Raw genomic sequence first — 14567 nt, forward strand, 5'->3', positions numbered from 1 at the left:
TCAGCAGTAATGTATCAAGCTATTGATACAAACTAGGCTTAGGGCCCCCCGGGGTCAAGGACCTCAGTCGTCAAACGGCTTGAACCGCTCCACCGCGACCACTTTTTTCTTGCTGCCGCGGGCGACGTGGCAGACCACGATCTCGCCCGGCGCCAGGAACGGGTCCGAGGACGGCAGCAGGTCCCGCAGCCGGGAGTTCATGTGCTTCGCGAGTTGCTTCAGGACCGTGGGCAGCGCCGGACGGTGCGTGCACAGCGCCACGGCCCGCTGCTTGTCGAACAATCCCTCGACGACGGCTGCCGTCTTGTGCGGGCTGCGGCTGTGCCGGTGCTCGGTGAGGGCCTCGTTGAGCTTGACCTTGGCGTCGGCCGCCTTGGCGTAGGGTGCGATGGTGGCCACGCACCGCAACCACGGGCTTGAAACGATCCGCGCAGGCTTCCACGCCTGCAGGAGCCGCCCCACCGACTGCGCCTGCCGCATGCCGGTGGCGGCCAGCGGGCGGTCGCCCTCGGCCTTGGACCAGGACGAGCGGGGCTTGGCCTTCGCATGGCGCACGATCAGCAGCGGCCAGGTCGCCAGCTCCCCGCGGTCGTGGGCGTTCACCAGGTGCTGCAGCGGCTCGATGTCGCTCGGGTTGCTCAGGAGGCGGGCGGCCTTCTCGGGCGGGCACCACATGACGCTGTCGACTTCCGTGCCGTCCGGGATCAATACGGCGCCGTCGACGTCGACCGCCCAGTAGTGGACCACCTTCAGCCCGGCCGCCACGTGGTAGTGGATGGGCGGGAGCGGGATCCCCAGCGGAGCGGTGAGCCCGATCTCCTCCTCCACCTCGCGCACGGCGCACTCCGGGATGGTCTCGCCGGCGTCGATTTTGCCCTTCGGCCAGGACCAGTCGTCATACCGCGGACGGTGGATCAGCACGACCTCGAGCTGGTCCTTGTTTACCGAATTTAGGCGCCACGGGATGGCGCCCGCCGCCGTGACGGAAACCTCTTCGCCGGGTTGGTCAGCCTGGTCCGCAACCAGTGCATCGCTGCTCACACTCACGATCCCTACCGCAGGCTGGTCGAGCGCTGGCGCGAGCGGGAGGCGAGCAGCCACGACTGCACGTCCTTGAGGTCCTGGCCGTCTTCCGCCAGGTGGTGGCGGGTCCATTCACCCTGCTTGTCCAAATGCCAACTCGCGGTTTCGGGCACCATGTAGCGGTTGAGCAAGTCCAGGACATAGCTCGTGTCGTCGCCGCTCGTCAGCTGCACGAGGGCTTCAACGCGGCGGTCGAGGTTGCGGTGCATCATGTCGGCCGAGCCGATGTAAACCACCGGGTCGCCGGCATTGGCGAAAGCGAAGACGCGGGAGTGTTCCAGGAAGCGGCCCAGCACGGAGCGGACCGTGATGTTCTCGCTCAGGCCCGGAACGCCGGGCCGCAGGGAGCAGATGCCGCGGACAATGACATCCACCTGCACCCCGGCCTGGGACGCGCGGTACAGGGAATCGATGATGGCTTCGTCCACCATCGAATTGACCTTGATCTGGACGCGGGCGGGGATGCCGGCCCGGGCGTTCCTGATCTCGGTCTCGATCCTGTCGATCAGCCCGGAACGGACCGAGCGCGGCGCCACGAGCAGCCTCTTGAACGTGGACTTCGGCGCGTAGCCGGAGAGCTGGTTGAACAGCTTCGAAAGGTCTTCGCCGACCTGTTCGTTCGCCGTCAGCAGGCCCAGATCCTCGTAGTAGCGGGCCGTGCGGGGGTGGTAGTTGCCGGTGCCGATGTGGCAGTAGCGGCGCAGGCCGTCCACTTCCTGGCGGACCACGAGGGAGAGCTTGCAGTGGGTCTTGAGCCCCACGATGCCGTACACCACATGGACGCCGGCCTGTTCCAGTTTCCGGGCCCAGGAGATGTTCGCCTGCTCGTCAAAGCGCGCCTTGATCTCCACGAGCGCCAGGACCTGCTTGCCGGCCTCGGCGGCGTCGATCAGGGCATCGACAATCGGGGAGTCACCGGAAGTGCGGTACAGGGTCTGCTTGATGGCCTGGACTTTGGGGTCCGCGGCTGCCTGTTCCAGGAACGCCTGGACCGACGTGGAGAAGGAGTCGTACGGGTGGTGCAGGAGGATGTCCCGTCGCCGCATGGCGGCAAAGACGTTGGCCGCCTTGGACGTTTCCGATTCGTTGAGGTAGCGCGAGGTGTGCGGGACGTGCTTGGGGTAGTGCAGGTCCGCCCGGTCGATCCCGGCAATCACCGAGAGCCCGCGCAGGTCCAGCGGCGCCGGCACGGAGTAGACCTCGGATTCCTCGACGCCGAGCTCGCGGATCAGCAGGGCACGGATGTTCGGGTTGATGTCATTGGTGACCTCAAGGCGGACGGGCGGGCCGAACCGGCGGCGCAGGAGTTCCTTCTCCAAGGCCTGCAGCAGGTTTTCGGCGTCGTCCTCTTCGACCTCGACGTCCTCGTTGCGGGTCACGCGGAAGATGTGGTGTTCCAGGACCTCCATGCCGGCGAACAGCTGGTCCAGGTGCACGGCGATCACTTCTTCGAGCGCGATGAACCGTGCCACCCGTCCCGGGACGGAACCGGCGCGGGCGCCGTCGATGGAGATCAGGCGCGGGAGCTGGTCAGGGACCTTGACACGGGCGAAGAGCTCCTTGTCGCTGACCGGGTTGCGGACCACAACGGCGAGGTTCAGGGACAGCCCGGAGATGTAGGGGAACGGGTGCGCCGGGTCCACGGCCAGCGGCGTCAGGATCGGGAAAACCTTTTCCGCGAACATGGCGCTGAGCTGGTCCTTGGCCTGCGAGTCGAGCTCCTCCCAGTGCATCAGGTGGATGTGCTCATAGGCCAGCGCCGGACGGATCTGTTCGGCGTAGACCCGGGCGTGGCGCTGCTGCAGCCGGTGGGCCTCCTCGCCGATCTGCTCCAGGACCTGCATGGGGCTCAGCCCGGCAGGGGAGGGGACGGCGAGCCCCGTGGCGATCCGCCGCTTCAGCCCGGCCACCCGGACCATGAAGAACTCGTCCAGGTTGGAGGCGAAGATGGACAGGAAGCTGACCCGCTCCAGCAGGTACAGGTTGGGGTCCTCGGCCAATTCCAGGACCCGCGCGTTGAACGCAAGCCAGCTCAGTTCCCGGTCCAGGAACCGGTCGGGGCGGATGTCGCCTTCCGGTTCCAGGTTCGGTGCGAACTCCGGAATGTCGATCCGGTCCTGCGTGGCGCGCGAGGCCGGCACTTCGGAGGAGCCAAAGCGGGCACGTACAGGACGCGCCCCCTTTTCCGGCGTTGCTGGTTCAGACGTGGATGTCCGGGCGGTATCCCGTGGCATGGTGTCTCCTCAATGCTGGCGCGATGTAGCTTCAACCTTACAAGCAATCATGGCCGGATGACCCCAGGTTTCGGCCCGGGCCGGGACGGTTATCCGCCGACTTGACTAACGCCGTCCGGCGCAGGAGCGGCGGCCGGTGATGGCTGCTGCGGCAGCGGCGCGTACATCACGTCGACATCCCAGCGGGTGAATCCGAGCCGGCGGTAGAGGGCGACGGCGGGGGTGTTGTCGGCATCGACGTAGAGCATGACGGCGCGGAGCCCCAGGTCCTGAAGATGCCTGATGCCGGCGACCGTGAGGGCCTTGCCCAGCCCGGACCCCTGGGCGTCGGGGGTCACGCCCACCACGTAGACCTCGCCCATTGCGGGGTGGTCGCCGTGCCGGGGGTGCACCTTGGTCCAATGGAATCCCAGGAGCCGGTCCGCCGGGTCGACGGCCAGCAGGAAGCCCGCGGGATCAAACCACGGTTCGGCCATCCGGGCGTCCAGATCGGCCCGCGTCATGTTGCCTTGCTCCGGGTGGTGGGCGAAGGCGGCCTTGTTTGCGGCCAGCCAGGCGTCCTCGTCCCGGCCGGGCACGAAGGCGCGGAGCTGTACGCCGTCCGGGAGTTGGACCTCCGGCAGGGCCGCTGCCGCCGTCATCAACCGCATCTTCCACAGCTCACGCACGGCGCCGTAGCCGTAGCGGGCCGCGAGGTCGGCCGCGGCCTCGTGGTTTCCGTGGGACCAGGCTTTCAGGCCGGCGAAGCCGCGGACGGTCTTCAGTTCGCCGAGCAGGCGGTCGCCCACGCCCTGGTTGCGGTAGCTGGGATGGACGGCGACCTCGAGGATGCCGGTGCCGTCCGGTTCCTCGATGACGACGGCGACGCCGGCCAGGTCCTGCGCCGTCGCGGGATCCAACTTGTCGTCAGGGGCATAGAGGGCCAGGGCAAGCACCGAGTGCTCGCCCGCATCGCCGGCGCGCAGCGTGACAAGGGTCTGTTCGGACAACGGCGGATTGCCGTCGGACTCTTCCGCCGCGGCGACAAGGGCGGCGACGTCCCGCAGCAGCGCGGCGTCCACGGTTCCTTTTTCAGTGTGTACGGGCCAGTTTTCCGGGTGCGCAGGGCTCATGGTGCAAGGCTATCGGGTGCATGGGGGTCAGCGGCCGATTTTGTCGAACTGCGGACGGCCGCGTATAGTCGTTATCTCGTCCGGCGTTGAGCCAGATGCGAGGGGGATCCACCACTGGGGTGGCCTCGATACGTTCGACCCGTATGTCCTCCACTGAGAAATACTGTTAAATACTGAGAAGTTTGTGCCGATGGTTTGGTGCACCAAGAAGGCCCCGGACTCTGGATTCCAGAGTCCGGGGCCTTCTGCGTTCAGTGCTTGTGTACAGTGCCTGCGTACCGGCGCCGCCGCGCGGTGGCGGCCGTGGCGCGCTCAGGCCTCGGTCAGTTCGTCCTCGGGCTGGCGGACCAGGGTCAGGCGGTAGCCGACGTTGCGGACGGTGCTGATCAGGTTCTCGTGGTCGGCGCCCAGTTTGGCCCGCAGCCGCCGGACGTGGACATCCACGGTGCGCGTGCCGCCGTAGTAGTCGTAGCCCCAGACTTCGGTCAGCAGCTGCTGGCGGGTGAACACCCGGCCGGGGTGCTGGGCCAGGTATTTCAGCAGTTCAAATTCCTTGAAGGTCAGGTTGAGCGCGGCGCCGTTGACCCGTGCGGTGTAGCTGGCCTCGTCAATCACGACGCCGGCGGCCCGGATTTCGGTCGGCACGTCTTCCTTGTCCGGAACGGCGCGCGCGACGCCGAGCCGGATCCTGGCCTCGACTTCTGCCGGGCCCGCGGATTCCAGGAGGATGTCGTCCACGGCCCACGCCGAGGAGACCGCGGCCATGCCGCCCTCGGTGAGGATCAGCATCAACGGGGCGCTGAGGCCGGTGGCCTTGAGCAGCTGGGTGAGGGAACGTGCGCCGACCAGGTCCTTGCGGGCATCGAGCAGGACGATGTCGCAGGGGTCGGTCTCGAGCAGGGCAGTGGGCTCGGCCGGAAGGATATGCACCCGGTGGTTCAGCAGTTCCAGAGCAGGCAGGACGTCCACGGATGTTCCCGTGCTGTTCGTCAATAGCAGGATGTGCGACATTGTTCCTCCAAGGGGTGTCCGCGCATCGTTGGGCGTCTTGTTGCTGATGTTGAGTATACCTAAAGGCCCCATTCCGGCCATGGTCCCGTCACCTCCGGCGCCTCCTTTTGCGACACATACCGTTCACATAGGGCAGGATTGAACCGTCAGGGCCCGCGGCCCGTCGAAATTGAGCCGAGTCGAATTGGGGTCCGCAGTGAGCGAAGGTCTGGCCATGCTGGGTCTGCCGATGGCGAGCAGACAGTGAAGCCGTGGAGCGTCGGGATCATCGGCCTGGCCGGTCTCGCGGCGATTGTCGCCGGAGCCTATGCCTCGCCTGAGGTCCTCCTGGCCGTCGCGGCGCTCGCCGCCGCCGGCATCGGTATCGGCTGGCCCTACTTTCTCGGCATCCCCGCCAAGAAGACCCTCGCGGTCTTGATTGGCCTGCCCGGCGTCGGGTCGGCAGTGGCTGCGACCTATCTCCCGGCTCCGGGCTTCCTGGACTGGACGCCGTCATTCCTGGCCGTCGGGGTCATGGCAATCTTCGTCATGCAGCTGATCCGGGGCACCGGTCAGGCCCAGCGCCTCGAATCCACCCTGGGCTCGTGCGCGGGTGTCCTGCTCTCCTGCCTCGGCGCCGGCTGGATTGCGAGTTCGCGCTTCAACGGGGTCCGCGAAATGATCCTCGTGGCGGCCATCAGCTCGGCGATCGCGCTGCTGGCGGGGCTGATCCGCTGGCCGGACCGGATCGTGGCGCCGCTGGGCATCGTGAGCGCCGGCCTTGCCGGGCCGCTCGCCGGCCTGGTGTTCTCCGACATCGCCGTGCTGCCGGCGGCCCTCGTCGGCGTCGTCGTGGGGGCGGTGCTGGTAAGTTTCCGCCGCCTCGTCATCCTCAACGGTGAAGGCCTTAATGTTTTGGCGGCCGTGGGCATGGGGCTCGGGCCGGTTTCTGCTGTCGGTTCCCTGGCCTACTTCATAGACAAACTACTCATCTACTAAGCGTTAGGATGGCATCATGTCCGTACTTGCATATGAGATCTTTTTCCTTGTCCTGCTTGGCGTGGCCAGCCTGTCCATGGCGTGGTTTGCCGGCTTTGTCGTGTACCGCCTCTTCAAAGGCCAGAAGTAACACGTTCCAGACCCCGTAGCTTCCAGAGGTAGATGCTGTGCCGATTGAAATCCCTACTGATCTGACCCCCGAAATCGTTCCGCTGTCCTGGCTCATTGGTGAGTGGGAGGGCAGCGGCCGGCTGGGGGCTGGAGACGAGGACTCCGAGCACTTCCTGCAACACGTCTCGTTTACGCACAACGGCCTGCCGTACCTGCAGTACCGCGCCGAGAGCTGGCTGACCGACGACGAGGGCACGAAGCTGCGTCCCCTCACCGTCGAGACCGGCTTCTGGGCGCTGGAGCGTAAGCAGCGCGAGGAGGACGGCGGCCCCGGCCTGATCCCGGCGGACATCGTCCCGGTGCTCAAGAGCGCCGACGAGGTGGAGGCCCTGCGCAACAGCGACGGCGGCTTCGACATCTCGGTCTCCATCGCCCACCCCGGCGGGATCTCGGAGCTGTACTACGGCCAGATCAAGGGCCCCCAGATCCAGCTCAGCACCGACATGGTGATGCGCGGCAGCCACTCCAAGGAGTACACGGCGGCCACCCGGATCTTCGGGCTGGTGGAAGGAAACCTGCTGTGGCGCTGGGACGTGGCCACGGGCAAGAATTCGACGGCGGGCGGCGGACTGGAGGCCCACGCATCGGCCATCCTCGCCAAAGCAGGCTAATTGCGCGGTCTCACTGATTTTTCCGTTGTCACCATCGACCCAGGAGAAATACCGTGAATGACACAGTCACCAGCTCAGCCGGCAACACAGCACCCGGCAGCGCCAGCTACGCCGACCTCAAGGCCGTGTTCTTCAACGGCACGCTCAAGAAGTCCCCGGACGTGTCCAACACGCAGGGCCTGATCGAGGTCAGCCGCCGGATCATGGAGAAGCAGGGCGTCAGCACCCGCGTGATCCGCACGGTGGACCACGACATCGCGAGCGGGGTCTACCCGGACATGCGCGAACACGGTTTGGCCACCGATGAGTGGCCGGAACTCTACCCGGCCGTCCAGGAAGCGGACATCGTCGTCGTCGCGGGGCCCATCTGGCTGGGGGACAACTCCTCGCAGACGAAGAAGCTCATCGAGCGCCTCTACGCCCACTCCGGGCAGCTGAACGCGAAGGGCCAGTGGGCCTACTACCCGAAGGTGGGCGGCTGCCTCATCACCGGCAATGAGGACGGCATCAAGCATTGCGCCATGAACGTCCTGTACAGCCTCCAGCACGTCGGCTTCACCATCCCGCCGCAGGCCGACGCCGGCTGGATCGGTCCCGTCGGGCCGGGACCGAGCTACCTTGACCAGGGGTCCGGGGGGCCGGAGAGCGATTTCACCAACCGCAACACCACCTTCATGACCTGGAACATGCTGCACCTGGCGCGCATGCTCAAGGACGCGGGCGGCATTCCCGCCTACGGAAACCTGCCCGACGCCTGGAAAGCGGGCACCCGCTTCGACTTTGAAAATCCGGAATACCGCTAGGACCGGCCTGCCCCACAGTCCGGCGGAGCCAGATGGTCCCTGCCGGAGCCAGATTGTCCCTGCCGGGGCCGGAATACGCACAGAGCTAAGGACGTTCCTTTCAATATGACTATCAAAAGCCCCCTGTTGTCGCGCCCGGCCGCGGTTGAGGCCGGCGGCGCCGATGCCGGCGTCGCCGCCCACTACGGCGAGCCGCTCCGGGAGCAGCGGGCGCTGGCCGCCGGCACCGCCGTCGTCGATCTCTCACACCGCGGCGTGGTGACGGTCAGCGGGCCGGACCGCCTGAGCTGGCTCAACACCCTGTCCTCCCAGCAGCTCACTTCCCTGGCCCCTGGCCAGTCCACCGAACTGCTGTTGCTGAGCGTGCAGGGCCGGATCGAATTTGACGCCAGGGTGGTGGACGACGGCGCCACGACCTGGCTGATCGTCGAGGCAGCCGAGGCGCCCCCGCTCGCCGAATGGCTCAACAAGATGAAATTCATGCTCCGGGTCGAAATCGCGGACGTCTCCGCCGACTGGGCCGTACTCGGCTCCACGCACCGCATCCCGGAATGGGACGCGCTGCAGGCCTGGGAAGACCCGTGGCCGCACGTCGGCGCCGGCGGCTACTCCTACGCTGTGGTGGGCGAGGACGCCCATCCAGGACTGGAACGGCCGTGGTTTGAGTACCTGGTCCCCGCGGACCAACTGGTCGCGACCGTGGGCGACCGTGCCCTCGCAGGCACCATGGCCTCCGAAGCGCTGCGGATTGCGGCGTGGCGGCCCCGGTGGGGCGCGGAAACGGACGACAAGACCATCCCGCATGAGCTCGACCTCCTCCGCACTGCCGTGCACCTGGCCAAGGGCTGCTACAAGGGCCAGGAGACGATCGCGCGCGTCCACAACCTGGGCCACCCGCCGCGCCGTCTCGTGTTCCTCCAGCTCGACGGTTCCCAGCACACCCTGCCCGCGGCCGGCAGCGAGGTGCGTGCGGGCGAGCGCAAGGTGGGCGCCGTGACCTCCGTGGCGCAGCACTACGAGATGGGCCCCGTCGCCCTGGCCGTGATCAAACGCTCCGTCGCCCCGGAGGAGGTCCTGACCGTCGTGGACGGGGACGAGCCGTACTCCGCGGCCCAGGAAGTCATTGTGGCCCCCGACGCCGGGCAGGTGGTGGGCCGCCAGACCGGCTTCCTGCGGGGCACCCGATGAACGGCGGGTCCGAAGTGAACGAGCCGGGCGCCGCGCCCGACGACGAGACACTCGCGCTGGCGCACGCGCTCTTCGACGCCGCCCGCGAGGGCAACTCCGCGCTGCTGGGCAGCTACCTGGCCGCCGGCGCCCCGGCCACGCTGACCACCTCCTCCGGCGACTCGCTGGTGATGCTGGCGGCCTACCACGGCCACGCCGGCACTGTCCGGCTGATCCTGGACCACGGCGGCGACGCCAACACGCCGAACGACCGCGGCCAGACCCCGCTGGCCGGTGCTGTCTTCAAGGGCTACACGGACGTGGCCCGGGAACTGCTGGACGCCGGGGCCGACCCGGACGCCGGCACCCCCACCGCGCGGGCCGCCGCGCAGATGTTCGCCCGGACGGACATCCTGGCCCTCCTCGGCTGACCAATCGCGCCTGGGGCCGGGGCGCGGCCGGCCCGGGTTGGGGAGGATTGCCCTCAAATACTCCACGTGGAATAATCTTTAGTGGAGTAACTGCCGTTTAGGCCGAAGAGAACACTGCTAAACCGAGAAGGACTGCACCATGGCCCGGGCAACCGCATTGACACCCCTGGGTGTCGCCGCACTTTCCCTGCTCGTGGAAGAACCGATGCATCCCTACGAGATGTACCAGCTCCTGATCGCGCGGCACGAGGACCGGCTGGTCAAGGTGCGGCCAGGAACGCTTTATCACGCCGTCGGGCGGCTCGAGGATCAGGGGCTGGTCACAGCCACGGGAACGGACCGGGGAGGCAACCGTCCGGAGCGCACCACTTACTCGATCTCGGCTGCCGGCCGCGAAGCGTTCACGACGTGGCTGCAGGACATGCTCGCCGCCCCGGTCAACGAATACCCGGCCTTCCCGCTGGCCGTCTCCGAGGCCTACAACCTGCCCGCCGGCGTCGTCGTCGAACTCCTCGACCGGCGCCTTCAGGCGTTGGAGGAGCAACTCGGCTTCCTGGTCTCCGGCGAGGAACTGCTCGCGAAGAAGGGCGTGGAGCGCAAGTACTGGATCGATGTCCAGTTCCAGCAGAGCACGCTGCGCGCCGAAATCGCCTGGATCCGCAGCCTTCAGGACCAGCTCCGCTCCGGCGAACTGCCGTGGTGAACCCCGCGCAGGACCGCGGCCGGGACCCGGCCGCCCCACACACAGCCCATCCACCGTTTCACACCAGCCCCTAAGGAACCGCATGGAAAACGTAGCCCGGCCATGGCCGGCACTCTGGTCCCTGGTGATCGGCTTCTTCATGATCCTGATCGACACCACCATCGTCTCGGTGGCCAACCCCAGCATCATGGAGGGCCTCAACACTGACATTAACTCGGTGATCTGGGTCACCAGCGCCTACCTGCTCGCCTATGCCGTGCCGCTGCTGATCACGGGCCGGCTCGGGGACCGTTTCGGTCCGAAAAAGCTCTACCTCTCCGGACTCGTCGTCTTCACCGTGGCATCGCTGTGGTGCGGCCTCTCCGGCAGCGTCGAGATCCTCATCGCGGCCCGTGTGGTCCAGGGCCTCGGCGCGGCCATGATGACGCCGCAGACCATGGCCGTCATTACCCGGATCTTCCCCCCGGACCGCCGCGGAGCGGCCATGGGCATCTGGGGAGCCACGGCCGGCGTCGCCACGCTGGTTGGCCCGATCCTCGGCGGCGTGCTGGTGGACGGTCTCGGCTGGGAATGGATCTTCTTCATCAACGTTCCCGTCGGGATTGTCGGCTTCATCCTCGCCCAGCGTTTCGTGCCCTCGCTGACCACCCACCCGCACAAGTTCGATATTCCCGGCGTGCTGCTCAGCGCCCTCGGCCTGTTCCTCCTGGTCTTCGGCATCCAGGAGGGCGCGACGTACGACTGGGGCACCATCGCCGGCCCCATCACCGTCTGGGGCCTGATCATCAGCGGCATCGCCGTGCTGGTGGTCTTCGTCCTGTGGCAGAAGTTCAACACGGGGGAACCGCTGCTGCCCCTGTCCCTTTTCAAGGACCGGAACTTCTCGCTCGCCAACATTGCGATCACCACGGTGGGCTTCACCGTCACCGCGTTCAGCCTGCCGCTGATCTTCTACTACCAGATCGTCCGCGGACTGACCCCGACCCAGTCGGCGCTCATGATGGTGCCGATGGCGCTGATCTCGGGCGGGCTCGCCCCCGTCGTCGGCCGGATCATCGACAAGGTCAACCCGAAATTCATCACCGCGACCGGCCTGGTCCTGATGTCCGTGGCGCTGTTCTGGAATGCCCTGCTCATGCACCCGGACACCCCCATCTGGCTGTTCCTGCTGCCGAGCGCAGTGCTGGGCTTCGCCAATGCAGGCATCTGGGCGCCGTTGAGTTCCACCGTCACACGCAACCTGCCGCCGCGGCAGGCCGGAGCCGGCTCAGGCGTCTACAACACGACCCGCCAGATCGGCGCCGTACTCGGCAGCGCCGCCATCGCCGTCCTGATCCAGTCGCGGCTGGCGGCCGAGCTCCCCGCCCGGCCCGGAGCAGGCGCAGATGCCAGCCCGATGGGCTTCGGCGGGGCCCTGCCGGCGGAGCTTCATGAGGGGTTCTCGACGGCGATGGGCCAGTCCATCCTGCTGCCGGCGGCGGTCATCCTGCTCGGCGCTGCCGTGGCGCTGTTCTTCGCCAAGCCCAAGCCGGTCCAGGGCTGGGGCGAACCAGATGCTGCCGCAGCCACAGCCGCAGCAGCGGACACGGGTAAGGCAGACACGGACAGGGCGGACACGGACAGGGCCGCCGCGGAGCGCGGCTAGCCTGGCGGCATCCGGATCAGCCCAGCAGCACGCTGGTCTGGATGCCGCCCGCGGAAAATCCCAGGCTCCGGGCCAGCGCCAGCGACCCCTTGTTGCTGACTTCTGAACGCCACTGCAGCGTCAGTCCGGCGGCGAGGGCCTCGTGGGCGGCTACTGAGGCGGCCAGCTTGCCCAGGCCGTGGCGCCGCCATTCGGGCGCGACCAGCACGCCCATATGGGCCAGGAGCCCTTCCCATTCGGCATACGCCCCGCAGGCCACGGGCGTCCGCCGCCCGTCTTCCAGATGCAGGACGGTGAAGCGGTGTTCCAGGTCGGCGAGGCCCACCTCGTTGACGTCGTCGGGCGGGCAGAACGTCTCCAGTTCGATCGCTTCCGGGTTCCCGTGCGAGACCGTCAGCTCCCCGGCAGGCTGCTGCAGGGGGAGGTCGTCGGCGAAGAAGAGTGCCGCGGCGCCGAGCCCGTGGCCGCCGTGCCCGCGGGTGATGGTCAGCAGCGTCACGTGCTGGGCCAGTTCCTCGTCCGAGAGACCCTCGGCGGCGTCCAGCGCCCACTGCGGGCCCACCAGGGCGGAGTTGCCGAACAGGCGGACGAACTGCAGGGACCGGGCTGTCTCATCCGCCCGGGTGAGCCTCACGCCGGCGGCAGCCGCGAAGGCGCCGTCGTCGAACCCCAGGCGGCGCGCCCATGCGAGCTGGACAATTTCTGCGGAACCGGGCTCAAGAGTCATGAATCAACCCTACCCATCGCGGCCGCGCGTCCGGCTGCCCCCTGCCTGGCTGCGGCGCTGCCGGCCCGCTTCTTCCCTGCGGGCCGTCCCCGAGCCGGACCCCGCCGGTGTCCGCTTAGCCGAAGAGGACTGCGGCCTCGTCGTAGCGGCTCTGCGGTACGGACTTGAGGTTGCCGAGTGCGGCGTCGAAACCGACGTGCACAATATCCGTGCCGTGCAGCGACACCATGGTGCCCCAGCGCTTTTCCACTACCGAATCGATGGCGGCCATGCCCAGGCGGGTGGCCAGGACCCGGTCGAACGCCGTCGGGACGCCACCGCGCTGGATGTGGCCAAGGACCGTCGCGCGGGTCTCGATGCCGGTGCGTGCCTCCAGTTCGGGGGCAAGCATTTCGGCGATGCCGCCGAGGCGGGGCCGGCCAAAGGTGTCGAGGCCGCGCTCCGAATGCGGGGACTCCTGGCCTTCGGGCACAAACCCCTCGGCGACGACAAGCAGCGGGGCGCGGCCACGGTCGTGGGCGGAGACGACCCATTCGGCGATCTGTTCCATGGAGGCCTTCTGCTCCGGGATCAGGATGGCGTGGGCGCCCGAGGCCATGCCGGCGTGCAAGGCGATCCAGCCCACATGCCGTCCCATGACTTCGGCAATCATGCAGCGGTGGTGGGACTCTCCGGTGGTGCGCAGCCGGTCGATTGCCTCGGTGGCGATTTCCACGGCCGTGTCGAAGCCGAAGGTGTAGTCCGTGGCGTCGAGGTCGTTATCGACCGTCTTGGGCACGCCCACGATTTTGAGGCCGGCGTCGGTGAGCCGCTTTGCGGCGGCCAGCGTGCCCTCGCCGCCGATGGCGATGATGGCGTCGATCCCGAGCCGGTCCATGTTGGCTTTGATGACCTCGGGACCGCCGCCGTTCTCAAACGGGTTGGTGCGGGACGTGCCCAGGATGGTGCCGCCCTGCTTGGCGATGCCGCGGACCATGGTGCGGGGAATTTCCACGATGTCGCCCTCGACAACGCCGCGCCAGCCATCCTTGAATCCTACGAACTGCTGGCCGTGGACCGCGATTCCTTTGAGGACGGCGCCACGGATGACGGCGTTCAGGCCGGGGCAGTCTCCGCCGCTGGTGAGGATTCCAATTTTCATGTCTTGGCTCAAATCCTGGTTTGAAGGGGTACAGGCAGAGCGCCACGCTGAGCTCACCCTAGAGTCTAGTGGCGGGTGTGGGGCAGGACACAAACGGTTACAAAAGGTGCCCCCGCCATGATGGCGGGGGCACCTTTTCGTGGTGCGGCGCAGCTACCGGGGAAGGTTGCCGCCGGGCCGGGCCGCGGGGCCGGGCCGGCCTGTGATTGGCCGGCCTGTGATGGATGTCAGGGCCGGGAGGAACGCTTCGAGAGGAAGCTTTCGAGGACGATTGCGTTGCGCTGGTCCGGGAGGAGGAGCCAGGCCGCGAGGTAGACCACGAACGCCGGGCCAGGGAGCAGGCTCAGGAGCAGGTAGGCGATCCGGACATAGGCCACATCAACGTTCAGTTTGGCGGCAACCCCGCCGCAAACGCCGCCAACCCAGCGCTGCGGACCACGTTTCAGGCCGAGGCCCCGGATGGTGTCAAAGAATTTATCCATGGGTCAAGACTTCCCTGTAGTTGACTTATTGTCACGCCTGCGTGCCGAGACCAGGCCGCCCACGACCAGGGCACCCCCGGCCCCGATCATCAGGCCGATCAGCACATAGGTGCCGTTGAGGGCCACGAGGCCGAGCCGGGAAATGATGATCAGTGCAGCCAATGCCACCACTGTCAGTCCCCAGACCACTGTGCCCACCCGGGCGGGCGAACCCGCCTCGGGGTCGTGCCCGGCATCGGCCAGCGGCGAGTCGTCATAGCTGCTCATG

General features: G+C 67.4%; 15 protein-coding genes. 7 read left to right on the forward strand and 8 right to left on the reverse strand.

Annotation, left to right across the window (positions count from 1 at the left end):
• Positions 1–63: 63 nt before the first annotated feature.
• The 4 genes from AC1DDH_RS03655 to AC1DDH_RS03670 form a co-directional block, all read right to left on the reverse strand.
• Complete coding sequence (locus AC1DDH_RS03655; RefSeq protein WP_476954871.1) at positions 64–1041, reverse strand: NUDIX hydrolase; 978 nt, start codon at positions 1039–1041, stop codon at positions 64–66.
• Positions 1042–1052: 11 nt separating this feature from the next.
• Positions 1053–3317 (reverse strand): RNA degradosome polyphosphate kinase, encoded by a 2265-nt coding sequence (locus AC1DDH_RS03660; protein WP_223913793.1) that lies wholly within the window; start codon positions 3315–3317, stop codon positions 1053–1055.
• 89 nt (positions 3318–3406) lie between these two features.
• Positions 3407–4429, reverse strand: a complete 1023-nt coding sequence (gene mshD / locus AC1DDH_RS03665; RefSeq protein WP_476870457.1) for a mycothiol synthase — start codon at positions 4427–4429, stop codon at positions 3407–3409.
• A gap of 312 nt (positions 4430–4741) precedes the next feature.
• Positions 4742–5440, reverse strand: a complete 699-nt coding sequence (locus AC1DDH_RS03670) for a winged helix-turn-helix transcriptional regulator (RefSeq protein ID WP_277526303.1) — start codon at positions 5438–5440, stop codon at positions 4742–4744.
• Between the two features lie 243 nt (positions 5441–5683).
• Between AC1DDH_RS03670 and AC1DDH_RS03675 the strand changes: the two genes are divergently transcribed.
• The 7 genes from AC1DDH_RS03675 to AC1DDH_RS03705 all read left to right on the forward strand — a co-directional run bounded on the left by AC1DDH_RS03675 (position 5684) and on the right by AC1DDH_RS03705 (position 11949).
• On the forward strand, positions 5684–6418 hold the full coding sequence (locus AC1DDH_RS03675; protein ID WP_223913795.1) for a permease: 735 nt from the start codon (positions 5684–5686) through the stop codon (positions 6416–6418).
• Positions 6419–6585: 167 nt separating this feature from the next.
• Positions 6586–7200 carry a nitrobindin family protein gene (locus tag AC1DDH_RS03680; RefSeq protein WP_476851317.1) on the forward strand — a complete coding sequence of 205 codons (615 nt, stop codon included), beginning with the start codon at positions 6586–6588 and terminating at the stop codon, positions 7198–7200.
• Between the two features lie 53 nt (positions 7201–7253).
• The gene (locus AC1DDH_RS03685; RefSeq protein ID WP_476954872.1) at positions 7254–8003 is read left to right on the forward strand and encodes a flavodoxin family protein; all 750 of its coding nucleotides are present in this window, start codon (positions 7254–7256) and stop codon (positions 8001–8003) included.
• A 105-nt stretch (positions 8004–8108) separates the two neighbouring features.
• Positions 8109–9191 carry a CAF17-like 4Fe-4S cluster assembly/insertion protein YgfZ gene (ygfZ, locus tag AC1DDH_RS03690; RefSeq protein ID WP_476954873.1) on the forward strand — a complete coding sequence of 361 codons (1083 nt, stop codon included), beginning with the start codon at positions 8109–8111 and terminating at the stop codon, positions 9189–9191.
• A gap of 14 nt (positions 9192–9205) precedes the next feature.
• Positions 9206–9601, forward strand: coding sequence for an ankyrin repeat domain-containing protein (locus tag AC1DDH_RS03695; RefSeq protein ID WP_028276529.1), 396 nt, complete (start codon positions 9206–9208; stop codon positions 9599–9601).
• A 139-nt stretch (positions 9602–9740) separates the two neighbouring features.
• Positions 9741–10304 (forward strand): PadR family transcriptional regulator, encoded by a 564-nt coding sequence (locus AC1DDH_RS03700; RefSeq protein WP_476887020.1) that lies wholly within the window; start codon positions 9741–9743, stop codon positions 10302–10304.
• Between the two features lie 82 nt (positions 10305–10386).
• Complete coding sequence (locus AC1DDH_RS03705) at positions 10387–11949, forward strand: MFS transporter (protein WP_476851313.1); 1563 nt, start codon at positions 10387–10389, stop codon at positions 11947–11949.
• Between the two features lie 16 nt (positions 11950–11965).
• On the opposite strand, the gene AC1DDH_RS03710 is transcribed toward AC1DDH_RS03705, so the two are convergent.
• From AC1DDH_RS03710 to AC1DDH_RS03725, 4 genes are all read right to left on the reverse strand, one after another.
• The gene (locus AC1DDH_RS03710; RefSeq protein ID WP_223913802.1) at positions 11966–12676 is read right to left on the reverse strand and encodes a GNAT family N-acetyltransferase; all 711 of its coding nucleotides are present in this window, start codon (positions 12674–12676) and stop codon (positions 11966–11968) included.
• A 115-nt stretch (positions 12677–12791) separates the two neighbouring features.
• A complete protein-coding gene (locus tag AC1DDH_RS03715) occupies positions 12792–13817 on the reverse strand; it encodes a 6-phosphofructokinase (protein WP_018773638.1) in 1026 nt (341 codons plus the stop codon).
• A 227-nt stretch (positions 13818–14044) separates the two neighbouring features.
• Complete coding sequence (locus AC1DDH_RS03720) at positions 14045–14299, reverse strand: PspC domain-containing protein (RefSeq protein ID WP_476851311.1); 255 nt, start codon at positions 14297–14299, stop codon at positions 14045–14047.
• A 3-nt stretch (positions 14300–14302) separates the two neighbouring features.
• Positions 14303–14566, reverse strand: a complete 264-nt coding sequence (locus AC1DDH_RS03725; protein ID WP_028276533.1) for a hypothetical protein — start codon at positions 14564–14566, stop codon at positions 14303–14305.
• Between the last annotated feature and the right edge of the window lies 1 nt (position 14567).

This window comes from Arthrobacter sp. 10T425, assembly GCF_056393985.1.

Coding starts and splice junctions, on each gene's coding strand:
- AC1DDH_RS03715 (WP_018773638.1), bottom strand. CDS start 13,817: ATGAAAATTGGAATCCTCACCAGCGGCGGAGACTGCCCCGGCCTGAAC.
- AC1DDH_RS03710 (WP_223913802.1), bottom strand. CDS start 12,676: ATGACTCTTGAGCCCGGTTCCGCAGAAATTGTCCAGCTCGCATGGGCG.
- AC1DDH_RS03700 (WP_476887020.1), top strand. CDS start 9,741: ATGGCCCGGGCAACCGCATTGACACCCCTGGGTGTCGCCGCACTTTCC.
- AC1DDH_RS03720 (WP_476851311.1), bottom strand. CDS start 14,299: ATGGATAAATTCTTTGACACCATCCGGGGCCTCGGCCTGAAACGTGGT.
- AC1DDH_RS03725 (WP_028276533.1), bottom strand. CDS start 14,566: ATGAGCAGCTATGACGACTCGCCGCTGGCCGATGCCGGGCACGACCCC.
- AC1DDH_RS03670 (WP_277526303.1), bottom strand. CDS start 5,440: ATGTCGCACATCCTGCTATTGACGAACAGCACGGGAACATCCGTGGAC.
- ygfZ (WP_476954873.1), top strand. CDS start 8,109: ATGACTATCAAAAGCCCCCTGTTGTCGCGCCCGGCCGCGGTTGAGGCC.
- mshD (WP_476870457.1), bottom strand. CDS start 4,429: ATGAGCCCTGCGCACCCGGAAAACTGGCCCGTACACACTGAAAAAGGA.
- AC1DDH_RS03705 (WP_476851313.1), top strand. CDS start 10,387: ATGGAAAACGTAGCCCGGCCATGGCCGGCACTCTGGTCCCTGGTGATC.
- AC1DDH_RS03660 (WP_223913793.1), bottom strand. CDS start 3,317: ATGCCACGGGATACCGCCCGGACATCCACGTCTGAACCAGCAACGCCG.